This window comes from Legionella pneumophila subsp. fraseri (assembly GCF_000586315.1).
GTDB lineage: Bacteria > Pseudomonadota > Gammaproteobacteria > Legionellales > Legionellaceae > Legionella > Legionella pneumophila_B.
Map to the genome: position 1 here is coordinate 17,158 of NZ_KK074221.1, position 19,763 is coordinate 36,920.

Here is a 19,763-nt window from a genome sequence, read left to right on the forward strand (position 1 = left end):
AGAATCATTCTCAATTAAGAAATTTTATACCACATTACAGCATTTCCCTTACCAAACGTCGAGGATGACGACTCAAATAATCGACCGATTGCATCTCAATTAGACGGCTCAACGTTCTTTTAAACGTTTCCTTCATTTCACCTTTAACGTACAATTCTTCTGCAGGAACATCCGCTGAGATAATGAGCTTAATGCCCCTATCATACATAACATCTATAAAGTGAATAAACATAATCGCTTGTGCTGTGTGACTTTCAGTAAGCTGATAAACATCACTTAGGAAGACATTATCAAAGCGATCAGCAATTTCTAAATAATCCAATTGGCTACGAGGAAAATTACAAATCACATCAAAAGCAAACCAAATAGACCTTGCCCCGTATTTAATATATGGAATATCACGATTTTGTACTGTTATAAAACCTTTGCAGTCTTCTTCCCGGGTTATTAGAGCAAACTGTTTTTCCATCGCTTCTTGTGTTTGCTCGTTTAAAGGATAGAAATAAGCCTCTAATAAGGGTTGTCGACCTAAACGATAATCTCGTTTTTGATTAAGATTCAGAACCTCACAATTTTTTTTAATAATCTCGATAGCCGGGATAAATCTCTCTCTATGCACCCCATTTAAATACAATTCATCCGGGTGAGTATTCGAAGAAACAACCAAAACAACGCCGTATCGATGCAATGCCTGTAATAATTCAGCCAAAATCATTGCATAAGCCACATCGTGAACTAAAAACTCATCAAAACACAGTAAACGAATCGATTTGGCCATTTCTTTGGCGATATACTGCAAAGGATTTTTTTTGCCTTGTAATCGTCTTAATTGAGCATCAATTTGCTGCATAAAATGATGAAAATGAAATCTCGCCTTTTTTTCCTCATCAATATGCTGATAAAACAAATCCACCAAATAAGTCTTGCCAACTCCCACAGGCCCATAGATATAAAGCCCTTTAATGGGGCGCTTCTTTCTCCAGGGAAACCAAGAATCATTCTTTTGTAAATCCTCAGCAAGCCTCTGCATGTGCTCAAGGATTTCTCTCTGCTCCGGATCGCTGTCTATTTCACCCCTTTGAATAGCGGCTTTATACTGCTCAATCAAATTCATGACAGGCAAACCTGATCACGAACAGCATCCATCAGTTTTTCTTTTAATATTAACAGCTTACCATGAAAAAAATGACCTGTTTCACCAAACTCAATGACTGGCAATACCTGCGATGATTGGCTGGCGAATTCACTCACCAGTTCAAATGGAACCACCTCATCTTCTTTGCCTTGTATAATAAGCCAGGGGTGAGGAGCGGGTTCAAATTCTTTGTAATGATAATGATGCACCGGTGGCGCAATCGTGATTAAAAGAGCATGCTCACAACGAGACGCCGTTCTATAAGCCACATAAGATCCGAAAGAAAAGCCCGCAAAAATATTTTGGGCTTGCGGTTGCTCAGAATGCCACTGCCTCACGAGCTTGCGCATATCTTCACTCTCGCCAATACCATTATCATAATGGCCTCCAGACTGCCCTACACCTCTGAAATTAAACCGTACTGAAGGAATATGCAATTCCTTAAAAGCTCTGGCCATCGTGGTAACTACTTTGTTATTCATTGTTCCACCTTGTAAAGAATGTGGATGACCAAGAAAAGCAATATAGCGAGTATCCGCATCTTCAGGAACAGTCAGTACGGCTTCCAGTGGGCCAACTAATCCTTCAAGCATTAATCCATGCTCTCCGGGAGTATTTAATTTGTCGGTAAATAGCATAACAACCCTGCCCATTTAAAGATAATAACCCAAATCAATATGGATTTAAGCAAAAGAATTAGGCTATTATAGCAATGGATGCGTTGACCCCCAATAGACCTTTTGTATATCTGGTTTATTTTGTTGGCAGCGACTTTTATTGACCTTCAGAGGAGGACTTGATCCATGAGACAGGTACCTGTATTACCATCATTCTTATCCATTCCAGGCGCATTCTCCTATTCAGGGAGAGCGGCATGAAAATCCATGATTTTAAAATAAAAAAGCAGGAACAAAAGAAAATTTCCATGTTGACCTGTTACGATTACCCTTCAGCATGCATAGTAGCAGAATCAAATATCGATTGTGTTCTCGTGGGTGATTCCGTAGCCATGGCAGTACACGGCCACCCTACAACCATTATGGCCACTATCGAAATGATGGAATTACATACCCAGGCAGTAGCTCGTGGTTTAGGCAAACAGTTTTTGATTACTGACTTACCTTTTCTCGGACATAAATCATCTCAAGGTCATACAGTAGAAAACGTAAAAAGGCTGTTACAGGCTGGAGCCCAAGCAGTTAAAATCGAGGGCGCTGATAAAGACACCTGCCAAACGATTTCCCATTTAGTTAATGCCGGCATCCCTGTTATGGGTCATATCGGCTTAACTCCCCAATCCATTCATCAATTAGGCGGTTATAAAGTCCAGGGAAAAAACAGCGAACAGGCAGAAACTCTATTACAACAGGCAGCCACCCTGGAACAAGCCGGCTGCTTTGCGGTAGTTATTGAATGTGTTCCGCAGGACCTGGCAAAAACGATTACCGATTCGTTGGTTATTCCTACTATAGGAATTGGCGCTGGCCCAGGAACTGATGGCCAAGTCCTTGTCTGGCACGATATGCTGGGTTTACAGACTTCATTTAATCCTAAATTTGTAAAAAAATATTTTAGAGCCAAAGACCATTTTATTGAAGCCTTAAACAGCTATGTCCAGCAAGTACAACAAAGGCATTTCCCAGCTAATGAACATTCTTTCTAGGAAAATTATCCATGCAAATTTTTCATAATTTAAATGAGTGGATTCACTTTAGAAATACCCTGTCCCCTGATTTATCCCTGGGGTTTGCTCCAACTATGGGTAACTTGCATGCTGGACATGCTTCACTGTTTTTAGCCAGTAACAAAGAAAATCACTATACCGTCTCCAGTTTGTTTGTTAACCCGACCCAATTTAATAACCCTGATGATTACAAGCATTATCCACGCACAGTCGATGCTGATCTCGAATTAATGACTCAGAATGGAGTTGATTTTTGTATACTCCCCAATGAAAATGAAATCTATACCGATGGCTATGCTTATCAAGTTCAAGAAAACCGGCTGGGGCAATTGATGGAGGGAAAACACCGACCGGGGCATTTTAACGGAGTCCTGACCATCGTCATGAAACTCTTTAATTTGGTCAAACCAACCCGTGCCTATTTTGGTGAAAAAGATTACCAACAACTGTTGCTAATTCAAGGAATGGTAAAAGCATTGTTCATGGATATTGAAATCAAATCTTGCCCCACAGTAAGAGAAAAAAGTGGCCTGGCCTGCAGCTCACGCAATAACAGGCTTACTCCAAGCCAAAGAGAAATCGCTGATAAATTCGCAAAAATTTTTCATCAAGACAAATCCTCTGCCATGATAACTAAGGAATTAGAGGCTCTTGGAATTACTGTAGAATATATTGAAGAATTCCAGGGCAGACGATTTGCTGCAGTAAAAATTGGCGATATCCGTCTCATTGATAATTATTTGCTATGATTCAAACCAATTGGTGCGTGATAACAGGTGGACCTTCCTCAGGGAAAACCACTTTAATTAATCATTTGGCAGAGTTGGGATACAAAACTGCGCCAGAAATAGCCAGATTTTATATCAACCAACTTCTGTCTCATGAGAAAAAAACTCTGCAAGAAGTAAAGCATGACATCCTTTGGTTACAAAGAAAAATTCTTAATATCATGTTAAGACGAGAAAGAAATCTGCCTAAGGACGACTTAATTTTTTTTGATCGAGGCACACCGGACAGTATCGGCTATTTTCGTTTTCATCATTTAGATGAGGCTCATGTGGTTAGAGCTTGCCAATATTTACGCTATAAAAAAATTTTTTTCTGTCATCCATTGCCTGTTATCCCTGATAGCATAAGGGATGAAGATGATCTGACTGCGAAGAAAATTAGCGATTGCATTTATGATGCCTATACCGGTCTTCACTATCCTGTCATAGAGTTGCCAGCAACATCAATAAAAGAACGCTTGGAAATTATTTTATCACATATTGATGTCTAGAAAGACAAGCCCGCTTTAGGTTTTATGCAAAGCGATTGCTGCTGCAATAACGGCTGCCTTGTGTTGAGGCAAGGCTTTATTCGAATACCTTAACCATTCAAGATGTGCCTCTACTAAACCGGTATTGAATGCCCCCTTTTGAAACTCATCCGATTTTATCATTTCCAGATAATAAGGAATGGCAGTTTTGACACCAAACATGCGCATTTCCTCAAGAGCTCGATGCGCCCGTCTAAGAAGAGATGGCCAATCAAGGGCCCATACGGTCAGTTTGGCACACAAGGAATCATAATCAGGCGGAATTTGGTAACCAGTATAGATTGCGCTGTCTGTCCTGACACCAGATCCTCCGGGCGCATAATATCGGGTAATCCTTCCAAAACTAGGTAAAAAATCGTTTTGAGGGTCTTCTGCATTAATACGAAATTCGATAGCAAAACCATTGTATTTAATTTGATCTTGAGAGAAGGAAATACGCTCACCGGTTGCAATTCGAATTTGCTCCTGGACTAAATCAATGCCGGTAATCCGCTCTGTAATTGGATGTTCAACTTGTAAACGAGTGTTCATCTCCATAAAGTAGGGTTGATTATTTTTATCCAAAATAAATTCAACAGTACCCGCATTGGTATACCCTACCTCCTTGGCTGCCTTGACTGCGTATCCCAAAAGTACTTTACGCGTAGCCTCATTCAGCTGGGGGGAAGGCGCTATTTCAACCAGTTTCTGATGCCGTCTTTGTATTGAACAATCCCGTTCAAATAAATGAAGTACTGTCCCATAATGATCCGCTAAAATTTGTACTTCGATATGACGTGGATTCGCTATGTATTTTTCCATGTAGACATGCGGGTCTCCAAATGATTTTTCCGCTTCAGATTGCACACGGGCAAATTGTTGTTTTATCTGACTGGCGTCATGACATAACCTTATTCCTCTACCGCCCCCTCCAAAAGTCGCTTTGAGCATTACAGGATACCCCAGAGTTTCTGCATAGCATCATAAAGCGTCATCTATGGTTTCCAAATTCCCTTTGCTTCCTGGTATGGTGGGAACCCCCGCTTTTATCATCGCGTCTCTTGCTGCAATCTTGGAGCCCATGGTGGCTATCACTGAAGCAGAAGGGCCGATAAAAATGATACCCGCCTTGCTGCAATCCTCGGCAAATTCGGCATTTTCAGATAAAAAACCATACCCGGGATGAATTGCTTCACAACCTGCCACCTTGGCACACTCAATAATGCGCCGTCCGTTAAGATAAGCTTCCAGGGGTTTTTTACTCAAGCAGTGGGAATGGGAAGCTCTCTTTACATGTAAGGCAAATCTATCCACCTCGCTGTGAATAGTGACTGCTGCTATCCCCATCTCCTTGCAAGCGCGTACAATTCTCAGTGCTATCTCACCACGATTGGCCACCAGAATTTTTTTAAACATTAAAAATCTCTTGTAAAAAGAGCTTCATTGCTTGCCATGAACGACGTGCGGCAACCTCATCATAAATGAGTCCTAAATTTTCATCATGTGCTTGAGGATTAGTGAACGCATGTTGTACCTGTCCATACATATGCATTTGCCAATCGACATTCGCTTCTGTCATTTCCTGACAAAAAGCATGTACTTGTTCTGGTTTCACCATAGGATCATCATAACCATGCAGCACCAGAATTTTTGCCTTAATTCTTTCTGACTTGAGATTCTCCGGTTTATTAAGCAAGCCATGAAAACTTATTGCCCCTCGGATATCCGCACCACTCCTGGCTAAATCAAGTGCGCACAACCCGCCAAAACAAAACCCTATAATGGCTATGCGATGGCTATCGACCACTGATATCGATTTAATGGCTTCAAAGGCAGCATGCAATCTTCCCCTAAGCAAAGAGCGATCACTGTACAAGGGTTGCATTAATGCCATTTTTTCATCATTGTTAGAACCAATTTGTCCTTGCCCATACATATCCAAAGCAAAACCTATATAACCCATCTCAGCAAGTTGTTTTGCTTTAAGGCAGGCAAACTCGCCCCTTCCGCCCCAATCGTGCGCGACTATTACTGCAGGCCGAGGTTGCTTAATTCCCTCTTCATGCGCTAAAAATCCATGCAAATCCAGATCACCATGCTGATAAATATAATTCGATGAATACATAGAATATCTCCTAAATTATTTAAAAATAGTCTAGGGCAATCTCTGTAAAAGTCCAGTAAATACATTAGTTTAGAGTAATGCTGTTCTCGTCTTTGTTTTTCTGGCTAAATAAAGCAATAAAGCCGCGTAATATAATGACTAGGAATTGGATTGGCATGATACTCTAGCACCTTCAGACAATACATGAGCCAGCAAATATCAACGTGCCCACTAATTAACTCAAATTATGGATTTGGTCTAAAATAAAAGTAAACTGTGTAAGGAATATTGCCATGATGACTGATTCACTAATACACATAAGGGATTTGTTACATGCTCAATTTTGCTACCAAATGTTTATTACCCCCATTCATCTTCCTATCGATAAAAAATACAGGGAATTTGCCAAAATGGCCTGTGAATTCATAGAAGGAAGAAGGGATGAAATCATACACAGAGAATATCCTCGCCATCATGTTTTACATCGATTTACCCCGGCAAACAAATCAAATAACAAAAAAATATTGATTACGCATGGCTGGATGTCTCGTGCTGCCTATATGGTACGCTTAATCAGGCTTCTTCATAAAGAAGGATATGAAGTCTACGCTATCGATTTTCCTGCTCATGGTGAAGCCAAAGGAATTCAGCTTCCCTGGACTGATGCCATTGCTATTATCAAAGAAACGATTAATCAATTTGGGCCTTTTTATGGAGTGATTGGCCATTCTTTTGGTGGTTCTATGATCTTAAATACTTTGAATCTGGCCGGCCAACTTCCAGAATGGCAATTAAATTACAAGCCAGAAAGAGCCATTTTAATTGCATCGCCCACACAAATGCGGACTCCTGTCAATAAAATTGCCAGACGTTTTAAATTAAGCGGGCATGCCTATTTACAACTTCGCCAATTAATCCGCCAACAAGCATCAATCGACCCTGAAAGGATTCGTTTAAGCCATTTTATTTCCCAAGCCCCTGATACCTATTTTCTATGTATTCATGGAGAATTGGATGCCACTATCAACCCCAAAGAATCGATAAATTTTTGCAAAAATTACAAAAATGCCAGCCTGTCTCTTTTACCAGACGCTGATCATGTGAGTGTATTAATGGATGAGCGTGTTGAACAAATTGCTTTGGATTTTTTAAATTGTTAACAGGGCAGGGTAATTTGATACACATGGATTACGGTTTTACCTAATCCAGATGTATCAAGTACATAAGCAGACTATTGTGTTTGCTGCAACAGCAAATCGCACATGGAGAGAAATTTGCTTCAAAATTTTCTAATTAACCTTCCATGTATTGACGAATTTTCTTCATGGCATTTTTTTCAAGCTGCCTAACCCGTTCAGCAGAAACACCATATTTTTCCGCCAAATCATGTAACGTGAGTTTTTCTTCGGCAAGCCAGCGTTGTTGTAAAATATCCTGGCTACGTTCATCCAGTTGTTCCATAGCACACAGTAATTTTTCACGCCCCTGATCACCAGTATCTTCATTCTCTAACAAGACAGCAGGATCATCGTTTACATTAAACAAATAACGTTCAGGCGCTTTGTAAGCATCATCATTATCATCAACGTCTGGCGCATCATAAGAAGAATCCATAACGTTTAAACGTTGTTCCATCAACAACACGTCTTCTCGACTGACTCCCAAATCTTTGGCGACGGCATCGACTTCTTCATTGCTGAACCAACCCAATCGATTTTTCATTTGGCGCAAATTAAAAAATAATTTACGTTGAGCCTTGGTTGTAGCAACTTTAACTATTCGCCAGTTACGCAGTACAAACTCATGAATTTCTGCTTTAATCCAATGAACAGCAAAAGAAACAAGACGTACGCCCATTTTAGGGTCAAAACGTTTCACTGCTTTCATCAAGCCTACATTACCTTCCTGAATTAAATCACTTAAAGGCAATCCATACCCCAGATAACCACGGGCTACACGAACTACATAGCGCAAATGGGCAAGAACTAATTGTCGAGCGGCTTCTATATCTCCTTCAGAATGAAAACGCTCAGCGTATGCTATTTCCTCTTCCAAAGTCAGCATTGGAATTTGATTTACTCGATGGATATAAGAATCAAGACTACCAACAGGTAGATTCATTGCAGCAAGTTGCAACTGTTGACTCATACTACTTCCTCCGGTCATTAACACTAAAATAGTATTAAAATTTACATCCTATTAGCTGATAGGATTCACCAAAATGAATGCTAAGTTATAAATTTTCAAAAACTGCAAATTAAGTAAAACTTCATAACTTAGCAGCCACTTCGTAATGTTTCAGTTTTAGTCATTATTTCAGCGGTCCTTGGCATGTTCTATAAGTCGTTAAATCTCTTATAAAGGGGTTTGTACGGTTTTATAAGCACATCCCGGCACCGTCTAAATATTGACCAAAACAGGTGCTTTATCAATAATATTATACATTATTTGTAGGGCTCTATAGAAGCCAACTGTCGTTTAACTGACAATAAGGCTCCAAGCCACCCGAGTATAATAGCAAATAATACAAGTAGCAAGATTTGCCGTAATGATAAACAAGCTAAAGGATAGTGCATTTGATAAACATTAGCCAACTGATTCACGGCAACACCTAAGGTTAGAATAAAAATATTAACCAGAAAAATGGCTAAGAGAGCGCCAGCCACCCCATACCAAACTCCAGAATATAAAAAAGGACGAATAATATAGGGATCTGTTGCGCCAATCAGTTTTAAAATTTTAATTTCTTCTTGTCTATTATGAATATCCAAACGTAAGGTATTGCCAATAATAAAGACTACCGCCAAAGCCAATAACGCCATTAAAGCATTCGCTGCCTTACCAGAAAAACCTAAGATGGCATGCAATCGATTGATCCACTCCATATCCAGTTTTGCTAACGCCACCTGCGGAAAAGTCTGCAGTTTTCGCGATAATAAATCTAACTTTGCAGGAGAATCTATAACTAATGCAGGAACTACTTCAATAACTGCAGGCAAAGGATTTTCAGGAAGATACCGCATAATGTCCTGCATGCCTTCTTGTTGCGTTAACTCGGATAATCCATCTGCAGCGGATTTGATATTTGCCTGGCCCACTCCTTCCGTAGTACGTACTTTTTCAAGTAACAATGTTTGCTCCGCTTCTGGCAATGAAGGTTTCAAAAAAAGAGAAATATGGCCTCCGCGCTGCCAACGATTGGTTAGTTCACTTAAATTGTCTGTGAATACCCAAAAAAGTGTGGGTAACGCCAAAGCGATGGCAATAACAATGACGGTCATCATGGTTGCTATCGGTTTACGGCAAAAAAGATTCAAACTATTGGCTGCGGCTTGCAAATGATAGGCAAGAAGAGATTGTGATCGTTTTAACACAGCCTTCCTCCTTTCAGCATAACGATGCGATGTTTCATTCCGGCTATTAAAGCCAAATCATGTGTTGCAATTAATATGCTAACCCCAACCTGATTAAATTGTTCAAAAATTTTCATTATCTCAGAAGAAAGTTTTGGATCCAGGTTACCGGTAGGTTCATCTGCCAATAATAATGCAGGTTTATGAACTACAGCACGAGCAATACCGACTCGTTGCTGTTCACCAACAGACAGGTGAACTGGTAACATTTTCTCCTTGCTCAACAATCCAACCATATCCAAAGCGGCATGTACCCTTTTGGCAATCATGGGATAAGCAACTCCTTGAATTTGCAAGGGCAGGGCAACATTATCAAACACAGTTCGGTCATTCAGCAGCTGAGGTGATTGAAAAGTAATGCCTAACTGGCTGCGATGGGCGGCAACATCTCGCTTTTTAAGATGATTTAATTTCAAACCATTGACTATTAATTGACCCGATGTCGGCCATTCAAGAAGAGCAATCAACTTGAGCAAGGTGCTTTTGCCAGCACCTGAATGGCCTGTAAGAAAGGCCATTTCTCCCTTTTGCAAAGAAAAATTAACTTGGCTTAATGCCTCAAAGCCGCCCGGATAACGTTTACTAACCTGGTCAAATGTGATCATCATCGAATATTGCACTAACAAATTGCGCTGCGTCAAAGGGCCTCAAATCCTCAATGCCCTCCCCCACCCCTAAATAACGAAATGGTATCCCCAAATCATTCGCTATAGCAAATAATATCCCGCCTTTGGCTGTTCCATCAAGCTTAGTCATAGTAATTCCAGTTAATTGTACTGCTTCATGAAACTGTTTTGCCTGGGCCAAGGCATTCTGCCCGATACTCGCATCCAATACCAACATGGTTTCATGAGGTGCCTTGGGATCGAGTTTCTGCATGACTCTTTTCACTTTTTTCAACTCTTCCATTAAATTGCTTTGGGTATGCAAACGTCCGGCTGTATCAGCGATTAAAACATCTATTTTTCTCGCTTTGGCAGCCTGAAGGGCATCAAAAATTACTGAGGCACTGTCAGCCCCGGTATGCTGGGCAATAACAGGTATGCCATTTCTTTCGCCCCACACATGCAATTGTTCCACGGCAGCAGCACGAAACGTATCACCAGCAGCTAACATCACTTTCTTTCCTTGTTTTTGGAATTGTTTGGCTAATTTACCAATCGTGGTTGTTTTACCGGCGCCATTGACACCAACCATTAAAATGACAAAAGGAGAACCATCTTCTGTTTCTATGGAAAGCGGTTTCTCTTCTTGACTCAAAATCTTTTGCAAATTTGCCTTTAGAGTCTGATAAACTGCTTCACCATTGGATAGTTGCTTTCTTGCCAGGCCTTCATTTAATTGCTTCAATACTTCTTGCGTGGTATCCAAGCCCAAATCAGCACTAATCAATAAGGTCTCGAGTTCTTCGAGTAACTCCTGGCTGATTTCTTTTTTACCTAATAGCAGCCGACTTATGCCTTCCCCCAATTGATGGCGCGTTTTGCTAAGACCTTTCTTAAAACGAGCAAAAATACTTTCTTTTGGCGAAGGCTCTTCAAGCCCGGATTCCACGCTGTTTTCGGCATGAGCCTGTTGTTCTTCAGTGTCCAAACTTGACTCGGAATTTTGATTTCGTTTAAACCATTTAATCATTTTAGTGTACAATTCCTTAAAAATATGAAATTCTATCATCTTTTTAGCTTTGAGGTGACATTGTGCACAAATTACTCATTTCTCTTATGATGCTACTCTCATTTCAGGCTTTTAGCCAAGTCCAGGAATATACGTTGAACAATGGCTTAAAAGTTCTGGTGAAAGAAGATCATAGAGCTCCAGTAGTAGTATCCATGATTTGGTATAACGTGGGCTCAGCTGATGAATCTGTAGGCATTACTGGTGTTTCTCATGCCATAGAACACATGATGTTTAAAGGAACTTCCAAATACCCGGTAGGGGTATTTTCCAAAACAATTGCTGCATTGGGAGGTCAGGAAAATGCGTTTACAAACAATGATTATACCGCCTATTATGAAAAATTAGATGCTGATCATCTGGCTACAAGCTTCGAATTGGAAGCCGATCGCATGAATAATTTACAGCTTAATAGCGAGGAATTCGCTAAAGAAATTAAAGTCATTCAAGAGGAAAGACGTTTACGTACTGACAATAACCCGCAGGCACTTGCTTTCGAACGTTTTCTGGCCACAGCGCATCTTACAGCACCATACAATCACCCGGTGATAGGATGGATGAATGATTTGAAACAAATGAAAGTAGAGGATTTAAAAAAATGGTACGAAAGTTATTACGCACCAAATAATGCCACCTTGGTAGTAGTAGGCGATGTGAATCCTGAGAAAGTACATGCCTTGGCTGAACGTTATTTCGGTTCAATAGCCAAACGTCCCATAGCGTCTCGTAAACCCCAGCAAGAACCCTCAGCGCTCGGGAAAAAAATGGTTTACATTAACGCGCCAGCGAAATTGCCATTACTGTTAATTGGCTATACTGTACCTAGTGTAAAAACTGCTAAAAATAACTGGGAACCTTACGCCTTGGAAATTATCGCCGGGATACTTGATGCCGGGGAAAGTGCGCGCTTTGCCAAACACCTGGTGCGAGGCAATCAAGTAGCCACTGGTGCAGAAGCCTATTATAACCTCTATTCAAGGTACCAAAGCCAATTTATTGTCTATGGGGCGCCTAGCCAAGATCATCAAATAAAAGATCTGGAAAAGGCATTAATTACGGAATTGGAAGCCTTAAAAAAAGCGCCTGTTAGCAATCAGGAATTACAAAGGGTTAAAAATCAAATCATAGCACAAAAAACTTTTGAAAAAGATTCTATTTTTGGTCAGGCCATGGAGCTGGGATTGTTAGAAACAATAGGTCTGGGTTGGAAAAATACGGAAACATACACCAAAGCCATCAATGAAATAACCCCCGAGCAAATTCAGCAAGTCGCGCAACGATATTTTCAAGAAAATAACATGACTGTTGCAGAATTAAAGCCAATCAGGCAAGAAGAGGTAAGACCATGAGTGTTTTAAGAGCCTTTATCATTTCGTTTAGTGTAATTTTTTCTCACAATCTATTCGCCAATTCATTCAAAACTGAAAAATGGCAGACTAAAAATGGGGTGCGAGTTGTATTTTATCAAGCAATGGAAGTGCCTATGCTTGATATCAGTTTGGCATTTGCTGCCGGCTCTGCCTATGACGGTAAGTATTTTGGTTTAAGCGCATTAACAACTAATTTGATTAATCAAGGCAATTCCGGTAAAGACGCAACGACTATTGCGGAAGCTTTAGCAGACACCGGGGCACAATTCAATGCGGAAACGAGCAGGGATATGGTTGTCCTTAGCCTGAGAACCCTTACCAGCAAAGAGGCTTTGGAGCAATCCACGCAAACCTTTAGCCAAATTATCAGTCATCCTGATTTTCCTAAAGAGGCCTTCGCAAGAGAAAAAGATCAACTTCTCATGGCTGTTGAGCAAACAGAAGAATCTCCAGATGATGTAGCCATCCAAAACTTTTTTAAAACCTTATATCAAGAGCATCCCTATGCCCATCCTGTGCATGGGACAGTTGAGTCACTAAATGCCATTAAAGAAAATCAAGTCATTGATTTTTATAAAAAATATTTTGTTGCTAAAAATGGTATATTAGTTATGGTTGGTGCTATTGACAATTCTCAAGCTCATCAGTTGGCAGAACAATTGACCCAAGATCTACCTGCAGGAGAACCAGCACCAACAATTCCCAAAGCCTCACAACTGTCTGATGCAGAAAAAGTTAATGTCCCATTCCCTTCTTCACAAACTATAGTTCGCTTGGGACAAATAGGAATAGATCATCATAATCAGAATTACTTCCCCTTAATGGTTGGGAATTATATTTTAGGCGGAGGAACATTAGTATCCAGGCTGGGTACTGAAGTAAGAGAAAAGAGAGGTTTAACTTACGGGATCGATAGTCAGTTTGTCCCTATGTTAGGGGAAGGACCCTTTATCATTAGTTTATCAACAAAAAACTCCGAAGCCAGAAACGCACTGAATATTACTCAGGACACACTGATAAAATTTATCAAAAATGGTCCTAACCAGGAAGAATTAACGTCAGCAAAACAATACTTGACGGGCAGTTTTCCTCTCTCGCTAGGGAGCAATACCAACATTGCAAACCTGTTATTAAGAATGGCATTTTACCATTTACCAGATAATTATCTGGATACCTATGTCGCTAAAATTAACGCGGTAACCGATGCTGAAATCAAGCAAGCATTCCAGCAACAGGTGAATCCTGAAAAATTACTCCTTGTAACGGTTGGACAATCTTGAAACAGGTAATACGGATTATTGGAGGATTGTATCGGGGAAAAAAAATTCATTTCCCCGAGGTAAATGGCCTAAGACCAACACCAGACAGAGTTCGGGAAACACTCTTTAACTGGTTAATGAATGATATTAGAAACGCCCGCTGTCTGGATGCTTTCGCAGGTAGTGGTGCATTGGGACTTGAAGCCTATTCCAGAGGGGCATCTCAAGTTGTTTTTATCGAACAGTCTCCCAAGGCTCATGCCAGTTTGCAAAATACCATTCGTCAATTTGATAACCCCAACTTACACCTTATAAAAACAGATACGTTAAATTATCTTACACAAAGCACCGAGCAATTCGATCTGATTTTTTTAGACCCCCCCTACTCTCTCAACTATGTTCCTCAATGTCTTGATCTTATCATAGCAAATAACCTTCTTGTTAAAGGAGGGCTTGTCTATATTGAATCATCAACCCCTATTGAAGTAAAAACAGAACTTTGGAAACAACTGAAATTAAAACAAGCCGGTCAAGTCATTTATGGATTATTTGAAAAACTCTAACCAACAATGTCTTGACAACAAGCCTTCCTCCTGTTTCAATCAAACTAATATTTCCAAATGGTAAAGAACATTGAATGAACAACAATAAGATTGTCATGATGTTTATTTTTTCAGCGCTTCTTGCCGGTTGCGCTGGGACAATGAAATTTAAAAAACCACCCATCAATAATCCAAGTGATGATGCGACTATTAAGTTAGCGGAAGCTGCCGTTTCGGTCAGTGACTCCATGCTTGAAATGGCAAAAGTTGAAAAAGTAATTACTCCACCAAGCAAAGACAATACTTTAACTATACCGAATGCTTATAACTTGCAAGCAAGGGCCAGTGTGGATTGGTCTGGTCCTGTTGAAGAATTGACTGCACGTATCGCAAAAGCAGCACATTTCAGATTTCGTGTTTTAGGACAATCCCCGTCAGTTCCAGTTTTAATCAGCATCAGCACTAAAGATGAGAGTCTGGCGGAGATCCTTAGAGATATTGATTATCAAGCTGGAAAAAAAGCCAGTATTCATGTGTATCCTAACAGTCAGGTTGTAGAATTGCGCTATGCGAAAATTTATTCTTAGTTTATCCATTTTGCTATCAGCTCTCTTGGTAGCCTGTTCTTCTCGTAATCATTATGGGGATACAGGCTCATTGGCAGGGCTTCAAGCCATGGCTGATTCAAAATACACTCGAGCCCAAAAGAAACAGAAAATGGGTAAAATTCGCGAAATGGCCCTTAAGGAAACCGCTCTAAGTGTTGGTGCCCAGGCAGGACTAGCCTGGAGAGCCAAAATAATTGATGAGCAGTTAAACAAACAGGCAAGAAATCTTGATGCAGTTTATGATTTTAATTCTCTGGTTTTAGAGCATAATATTTTACCTCCTGTATTACTTGAGGGAAGAAATACTTTGAACCTTGCCGATGCTCAAAGTATTCGTATTTCAGATCGCACCTATAAAGTCGCAAAACAAGCTCATTTTATTACCACTCCACCTACCTGGCGACAATATTTGTGGATGGATTATGTGAAACCGGAAGCACCTAATGTGACCCTGCTCCCCAAAACCAAGGCTGAAAAAGAAATATGGTGTATCTATACTGAAAGAGGATGGAAAAATGGTATAGATCAGGCAAACACCATTTTGGAAGAAAACATTGCCCGCATTAAAGAAGATTTCGGCGGGATGATTCTTTATAGAAAACTACTGGCTATGAACATGGTATCGCCTCCTTATGTTTCTCATACTGACTTGGGTGTAACTGGGGATGGCTCAGAAATTCATATCGATGACAGAGTCTTGCGCATCACAGCTTTACCTGAACTTAATGTAAATAGTGCGGAATGGAGAGCAGCGGTAGCCAAGGATGAAAATGCTCTGGAACGTTTCAAAAATATGGAAAAACTGGCAAATCAGGCTAAAATTGTTATAACGAACAAATCCTGGCAACCTATTATAGCACCAGTAAGTTAATGTCTATGGATAATATTAATTTAATGCCCGATGAGCCAACTCGTTTCACTCCTGTATTCATGGACAGAATGCTGGAGCATGCAGAAAGTCTGAATGCTTCAGATATTACAATCCAAACAGGAGAACCCATTTTCGCAGAGGTTTATGGAAGACTCCTTAAAATTACAAATCGACGTCTTTCCAATACAGAATTGGGCGATCTTATTAACTCCATTTATGGCCCGAATGCCACCACACAATTACTTTCCGGTAAAGATATAGACACTCATTATGAGTTTCGCCCTAATCGTGGCGTCCGCTATCGATATAGAGTTAACGCGACTGCCTGCCTGGTTGAAGGTCATGATGCCATTCAGATCACATTAAGAACCATTCCAACCACACCACCCAAACTCAGCACCATGAACCTCCCTGATAACATTATTGAAGCGATTGCACCACAGGAAGGAATCGTGTTTATTACAGGCGCTACCGGTTCGGGTAAATCGACATTGCTAGCTTCCATTATTCGAGAACTGATTGAAACATCAGACTCAAACCGTAAAGTATTAACTTACGAATCCCCGATAGAATTCGTCTATGATGAAATTGAAACAATTTCTGCTGTAGTAAGCCAATCAGAGATTCCAAGACACTTACCCAACTTTGCTGATGGCGTAAGAAACGCATTAAGACGAAAACCGAGATTAATTATGGTGGGTGAGTGTCGTGATGCAGAAACCATCAGTGCCGCTCTTGAAGCGGCTTTAACTGGTCACCCTGTCTACACAACCCTGCATACTTCCGGTGTTGCAGAAACGATGCGACGTCTGGTCACGTCTTTTAGCGGGGAAGAGCGTCTGGGCAGAACCATCGATATTCTTGAAACGATTAGGCTTTGCATTTGGCAAAAGCTGGTTCCTACCGTTGATGAGCGACGAGTAGCTCTCAGAGAATATTTGGTATTCGATGAAGAAGTGAGGGATATTCTGTTGGAGGGCGACCCTAACGAAGTGACTTCAGCCACTCGTAAATTAGTGAGGCAAAAAGGGCAATTAATGACTTGGGATGCAAAAATGAAGTTTGAACAAGGGATTATCAGTGAACGAGTTTACAAATTAATCATCGCCGGAGCCAAAGAATATCAACAATAAGCAAAATTAATCTTCTTGTGCTTGTCATAGAAAAATCGTTGATATACCTCATAGCAAAATAATCAAGATCAAGGATTCGATTCATGATGTTTCATAGGAAAAACCTATACCATTATTTTAATTTATTTATTTTGTTAATCAGCCTTTTAAGCTCTTCTCTGAGCTGGGCCTCCGCCAATCAACACAGAGCTGATTCGCCAACCCTCAACATAAAAATTTTAGGTATTAACGACTTTCATGGTCAAATCAGTAGTGGAAGAACCGTAAAAAATGAGCCTGTCGGCGGGGCAGCTGTTCTGGCTGCCTATCTTAAAGAAGCTCAATTGGGAATGGAAGATCGGGCAATCATCACCATCATGGGTGATTTGGTTGGGGCATCCCCCCCTTCTTCAGGACTGTTGAATGATGAACCCACTATTTTATTCATCAATAGCTTGGGAAATAATCAATGCAAGCCCGAATCAAGAATGAATTCGCTTTGCAATATCGTTGCCACTGTAGGAAACCATGAGTTTGATAAAGGACAAAAGGCTATGTTCGATTTAATTTATGGTACCAATAATCCACCGACCGATTCATGGATCTCATTACCCAATTATCCAGGCTCCTCTTATCCCTATGTTTCTGCGAATATTGTTGACGCCAAGTCAGAACAACCTATCTTCCCACCCTACACAATTAAACGGATACAAAATATTCCCGTAGCGTTTATTGGCGCTGTTTTAAAAGATGCGGCAGACTCCATGTTTCCTTCCAATGCAGAGGGAATTAAATTTTTAGATGAAGCAGAAAGCATTAATCATTACATCCCGGAAATTAGAGCGCAAGGAGTCAATATTATCATTGTCCTGATTCATGAGGGTGGAAATCAAACTCCTTATGAGGGAGATACCCAAACTTCCTCAACAGTTGAAGGCCATATTAAAGAAATCATCTATTCCCTTGGTGATGAAATCGACGTTGTTATGGGCGGGCATACCCATCAGTTTCTCAATGCGCTCCTTCCTAATCGCAATGGACACAAGATCCTGGTCACACAAGCAAATAGTTACAGTGCCGCTTTTGCTGAAGTTACCCTGCAAATCGATGCCAAAAACCATACAATAAAAAACAAATCAGCCAAAATTATTACAACTTATGCTAATCGATGGCCTGGAACAAATCCGGATATGCAAGCCTTGGAAATTGTTAAATTGGCAGAAGATAAAATTGGGCCAATAATAAATAGCCATGTAGGCACCGCAGAATATGATCTGCTAAGGAAACAAAATGAAGATGGGGAGTCGAATTTAGGAAATCTGATCGCAGATGCTTATAGAACTGTAATGAATACTGATCTGGGCATCACTAATCCCAATGGAATTCGTGATGATTTAAAAGCAGGGGAAGTTAACTGGGGAAATATCTATTCTATTTTACCCTTTTCCAACAGAATAGTCATAATTACCTTAACTGGAAATGATATTTATGACTTGTTAGAGCAACAATGGATGGGCTCTTATATCAATATGTTACAAATTTCCGGGTTTGCCTACACCTATGACTCACATCAACCTTTGGGACATAAAATAATTGAGATTAGGCATCAAAACAAACCATTAGTTAGAGAAAAAATGTATACCATAGCCACTTCAGATTTTCTGGCCAGCGGGAATGGTACCTTTTCGGTTATGAAAAGAGGGAAAATAATCCATATTGGTCAAAGTGATCATGACACGGTAATCGCTTATATTAAAAGCTTACCTCAACCCTTTCACGCGTCGATTGAAGCAAGGATAAAAAATTTGGAAATTGTATCAAAAACAGGGGTTGGCTAGACGTCTTACAGCCCGCCCCTGTTTTTTATTATTTATTCATTACGTTTAGCTATTATTCTATGCATTCTAATCCAGCACATCGTAGAATTTGTTTTGGCCAAGTCCTCAAGCTCATCATGTAATTGTTCAATTTCCTCTCTTTTAGCTATACCAAGCTCTAAAAGCTGGGGGGTCAAATCATCAAGCGCCATGGAATAAATTAGTTTTTCTTTGTTTGCTCTGAGCAAGGGTTGAAATAAAGAACAATGCTCAATTTCAAAACCACAGGATGAAAACTCTTGCTCCAATCGATGCGCGACCTGAAAATCCCGATTGCTTTTGCTAAAACATGATTTAGCCCACTGAGTAAACTGGTCATAGGAGGGCGAAGGAGGAGAGCAAAAGGTAGAATCAAATAAAGAGGGTTCTTCACATACGACGAAACCACCAGAATTAAGACAATTTTTCATTTGAAGAATGACAGAGCGCGCATCAGCGACATGATGTAAAACCATTCGACAATAAATCAAATCAAATTTTTCCCCCAAATCGGAAAGATGATTAACATCCCACACCTTAAATCGTATATTGCTATAGGTTCTGGTTCGTTGTTGAGTATGATCCAGTTGATCCTGACTCAAATCTATAGTAAGCAAACTGCCCTCCGGGCCAATTAATTTGGCTAATTCGAGCGTCATATCACCGGAGCCACACCCTATCTCCAGAGCAGTCATTTTCCTTGGAAACCCAATCTCAGCAAGTAAATCCAGGCTGCTTTTGGCATACAATTGATGTTGCAGAGAAAGGCGCTCTCTTGCCTTGTCATTAGTATTTAAAATGTAAGTGCTGGTCATAATATATCCTTATATTGAATAAA

19 protein-coding genes and 1 pseudogene are annotated in these 19,763 nt (G+C 40.3%); 11 read left to right on the plus strand and 9 right to left on the minus strand.

Annotation, left to right across the window (positions count from 1 at the left end; translation table 11 throughout):
• Nucleotides 1-34: 34 nt before the first annotated feature.
• On the minus strand, nucleotides 35-1,114 hold the full coding sequence (zapE, locus tag CC34_RS0110260) for a cell division protein ZapE (protein ID WP_028378974.1): 1,080 nt from the start codon (nucleotides 1,112-1,114) through the stop codon (nucleotides 35-37).
• Nucleotides 1,111-1,773, minus strand: a complete 663-nt coding sequence (locus tag CC34_RS0110265; RefSeq protein WP_028378973.1) for an alpha/beta hydrolase — start codon at nucleotides 1,771-1,773, stop codon at nucleotides 1,111-1,113. Before CC34_RS0110265 ends, zapE begins: the two co-directional genes overlap by 4 nt.
• 236 nt (nucleotides 1,774-2,009) lie before the next feature.
• Between CC34_RS0110265 and panB the strand changes: the two genes are divergently transcribed.
• From panB to CC34_RS0110280, 3 genes are read left to right on the plus strand one after another with little or no spacing between them, the layout of a single operon-like run.
• Nucleotides 2,010-2,798 carry a 3-methyl-2-oxobutanoate hydroxymethyltransferase gene (panB, locus tag CC34_RS0110270; RefSeq protein ID WP_028378972.1) on the plus strand — a complete coding sequence of 263 codons (789 nt, stop codon included), beginning with the start codon at nucleotides 2,010-2,012 and terminating at the stop codon, nucleotides 2,796-2,798.
• A gap of 11 nt (nucleotides 2,799-2,809) precedes the next feature.
• Complete coding sequence (gene panC, locus CC34_RS0110275; RefSeq protein WP_028378971.1) at nucleotides 2,810-3,568, plus strand: pantoate--beta-alanine ligase; 759 nt, start codon at nucleotides 2,810-2,812, stop codon at nucleotides 3,566-3,568.
• Nucleotides 3,565-4,098, plus strand: coding sequence for an ATP/GTP-binding protein (locus tag CC34_RS0110280; RefSeq protein WP_028379470.1), 534 nt, complete (start codon nucleotides 3,565-3,567; stop codon nucleotides 4,096-4,098). The genes panC and CC34_RS0110280 overlap by 4 nt, the downstream gene beginning before the upstream one ends.
• A gap of 15 nt (nucleotides 4,099-4,113) precedes the next feature.
• On the opposite strand, the pseudogene CC34_RS01000000116470 reads toward CC34_RS0110280, so the two are convergent.
• Both CC34_RS01000000116470 and CC34_RS0110290 read right to left on the minus strand, forming a co-directional pair.
• Nucleotides 4,114-5,532 (minus strand): annotated as a pseudogene (locus CC34_RS01000000116470) (acetyl-CoA carboxylase biotin carboxylase subunit).
• A complete protein-coding gene (locus tag CC34_RS0110290) occupies nucleotides 5,525-6,241 on the minus strand; it encodes a dienelactone hydrolase family protein (RefSeq protein WP_028378969.1) in 717 nt (238 codons plus the stop codon). Before CC34_RS0110290 ends, CC34_RS01000000116470 begins: the two are co-directional and overlap by 8 nt.
• 272 nt (nucleotides 6,242-6,513) lie before the next feature.
• On the opposite strand from CC34_RS0110290, the gene CC34_RS0110295 reads away from it, so the two are divergent.
• Nucleotides 6,514-7,380, plus strand: a complete 867-nt coding sequence (locus CC34_RS0110295) for an alpha/beta hydrolase (protein ID WP_028378968.1) — start codon at nucleotides 6,514-6,516, stop codon at nucleotides 7,378-7,380.
• 133 nt (nucleotides 7,381-7,513) lie between these two features.
• Here the strand turns inward: CC34_RS0110295 and rpoH are convergent, their stop codons facing one another.
• From rpoH to ftsY, 4 genes are all read right to left on the minus strand, one after another.
• Nucleotides 7,514-8,368, minus strand: coding sequence for an RNA polymerase sigma factor RpoH (gene rpoH / locus CC34_RS0110300; RefSeq protein WP_028378967.1), 855 nt, complete (start codon nucleotides 8,366-8,368; stop codon nucleotides 7,514-7,516).
• A 296-nt stretch (nucleotides 8,369-8,664) separates the two neighbouring features.
• Nucleotides 8,665-9,594 (minus strand): permease-like cell division protein FtsX, encoded by a 930-nt coding sequence (gene ftsX, locus CC34_RS0110305; protein WP_027229056.1) that lies wholly within the window; start codon nucleotides 9,592-9,594, stop codon nucleotides 8,665-8,667.
• Nucleotides 9,588-10,238: a cell division ATP-binding protein FtsE gene (gene ftsE / locus CC34_RS0110310; protein WP_028378966.1), complete on the minus strand. Its 651-nt coding sequence runs from the start codon at nucleotides 10,236-10,238 to the stop codon at nucleotides 9,588-9,590. Before ftsE ends, ftsX begins: the two co-directional genes overlap by 7 nt.
• Nucleotides 10,225-11,268 carry a signal recognition particle-docking protein FtsY gene (gene ftsY / locus CC34_RS0110315; protein ID WP_028378965.1) on the minus strand — a complete coding sequence of 348 codons (1,044 nt, stop codon included), beginning with the start codon at nucleotides 11,266-11,268 and terminating at the stop codon, nucleotides 10,225-10,227. Before ftsY ends, ftsE begins: the two co-directional genes overlap by 14 nt.
• A 62-nt stretch (nucleotides 11,269-11,330) precedes the next feature.
• Here ftsY and CC34_RS0110320 point away from each other — a divergent pair, with 62 nt between their 5' ends.
• From CC34_RS0110320 to CC34_RS0110350, 7 genes are all read left to right on the plus strand, one after another.
• Nucleotides 11,331-12,656 (plus strand): M16 family metallopeptidase, encoded by a 1,326-nt coding sequence (locus CC34_RS0110320; RefSeq protein WP_028378964.1) that lies wholly within the window; start codon nucleotides 11,331-11,333, stop codon nucleotides 12,654-12,656.
• Nucleotides 12,653-13,957, plus strand: coding sequence for a M16 family metallopeptidase (locus CC34_RS0110325; RefSeq protein ID WP_028378963.1), 1,305 nt, complete (start codon nucleotides 12,653-12,655; stop codon nucleotides 13,955-13,957). The genes CC34_RS0110320 and CC34_RS0110325 overlap by 4 nt, the downstream gene beginning before the upstream one ends.
• On the plus strand, nucleotides 13,954-14,499 hold the full coding sequence (rsmD, locus tag CC34_RS0110330; RefSeq protein WP_028378962.1) for a 16S rRNA (guanine(966)-N(2))-methyltransferase RsmD: 546 nt from the start codon (nucleotides 13,954-13,956) through the stop codon (nucleotides 14,497-14,499). The genes CC34_RS0110325 and rsmD overlap by 4 nt, the downstream gene beginning before the upstream one ends.
• A 74-nt stretch (nucleotides 14,500-14,573) precedes the next feature.
• Nucleotides 14,574-15,065: a type IVB secretion system lipoprotein DotD gene (gene dotD / locus CC34_RS0110335; protein WP_028378961.1), complete on the plus strand. Its 492-nt coding sequence runs from the start codon at nucleotides 14,574-14,576 to the stop codon at nucleotides 15,063-15,065.
• Nucleotides 15,046-15,957, plus strand: coding sequence for a type IVB secretion system protein DotC (gene dotC, locus CC34_RS0110340; RefSeq protein ID WP_028378960.1), 912 nt, complete (start codon nucleotides 15,046-15,048; stop codon nucleotides 15,955-15,957). Before dotD ends, dotC begins: the two co-directional genes overlap by 20 nt.
• Nucleotides 15,957-17,090, plus strand: a complete 1,134-nt coding sequence (gene dotB / locus CC34_RS0110345) for a Dot/Icm type IV secretion system ATPase DotB (protein ID WP_011216546.1) — start codon at nucleotides 15,957-15,959, stop codon at nucleotides 17,088-17,090. Before dotC ends, dotB begins: the two co-directional genes overlap by 1 nt.
• A gap of 83 nt (nucleotides 17,091-17,173) precedes the next feature.
• On the plus strand, nucleotides 17,174-18,907 hold the full coding sequence (locus CC34_RS0110350; protein WP_028378959.1) for a bifunctional metallophosphatase/5'-nucleotidase: 1,734 nt from the start codon (nucleotides 17,174-17,176) through the stop codon (nucleotides 18,905-18,907).
• A 32-nt stretch (nucleotides 18,908-18,939) separates the two neighbouring features.
• Here CC34_RS0110350 and CC34_RS0110355 read toward each other — a convergent pair whose 3' ends face one another.
• Nucleotides 18,940-19,740, minus strand: coding sequence for a class I SAM-dependent methyltransferase (locus CC34_RS0110355; protein ID WP_028378958.1), 801 nt, complete (start codon nucleotides 19,738-19,740; stop codon nucleotides 18,940-18,942).
• Between the last annotated feature and the right edge of the window lie 23 nt (nucleotides 19,741-19,763).

Coding starts and splice junctions, on each gene's coding strand:
- zapE (WP_028378974.1), bottom strand. CDS start 1,114: ATGAATTTGATTGAGCAGTATAAAGCCGCTATTCAAAGGGGTGAAATA.
- CC34_RS0110265 (WP_028378973.1), bottom strand. CDS start 1,773: ATGCTATTTACCGACAAATTAAATACTCCCGGAGAGCATGGATTAATG.
- panB (WP_028378972.1), top strand. CDS start 2,010: ATGAAAATCCATGATTTTAAAATAAAAAAGCAGGAACAAAAGAAAATT.
- panC (WP_028378971.1), top strand. CDS start 2,810: ATGCAAATTTTTCATAATTTAAATGAGTGGATTCACTTTAGAAATACC.
- CC34_RS0110280 (WP_028379470.1), top strand. CDS start 3,565: ATGATTCAAACCAATTGGTGCGTGATAACAGGTGGACCTTCCTCAGGG.
- CC34_RS0110290 (WP_028378969.1), bottom strand. CDS start 6,241: ATGTATTCATCGAATTATATTTATCAGCATGGTGATCTGGATTTGCAT.
- CC34_RS0110295 (WP_028378968.1), top strand. CDS start 6,514: ATGATGACTGATTCACTAATACACATAAGGGATTTGTTACATGCTCAA.
- rpoH (WP_028378967.1), bottom strand. CDS start 8,368: ATGAGTCAACAGTTGCAACTTGCTGCAATGAATCTACCTGTTGGTAGT.
- ftsE (WP_028378966.1), bottom strand. CDS start 10,238: ATGATCACATTTGACCAGGTTAGTAAACGTTATCCGGGCGGCTTTGAG.
- ftsY (WP_028378965.1), bottom strand. CDS start 11,268: ATGATTAAATGGTTTAAACGAAATCAAAATTCCGAGTCAAGTTTGGAC.
- CC34_RS0110325 (WP_028378963.1), top strand. CDS start 12,653: ATGAGTGTTTTAAGAGCCTTTATCATTTCGTTTAGTGTAATTTTTTCT.
- dotD (WP_028378961.1), top strand. CDS start 14,574: ATGAACAACAATAAGATTGTCATGATGTTTATTTTTTCAGCGCTTCTT.
- dotC (WP_028378960.1), top strand. CDS start 15,046: ATGCGAAAATTTATTCTTAGTTTATCCATTTTGCTATCAGCTCTCTTG.
- dotB (WP_011216546.1), top strand. CDS start 15,957: ATGTCTATGGATAATATTAATTTAATGCCCGATGAGCCAACTCGTTTC.
- CC34_RS0110350 (WP_028378959.1), top strand. CDS start 17,174: ATGATGTTTCATAGGAAAAACCTATACCATTATTTTAATTTATTTATT.
- CC34_RS0110355 (WP_028378958.1), bottom strand. CDS start 19,740: ATGACCAGCACTTACATTTTAAATACTAATGACAAGGCAAGAGAGCGC.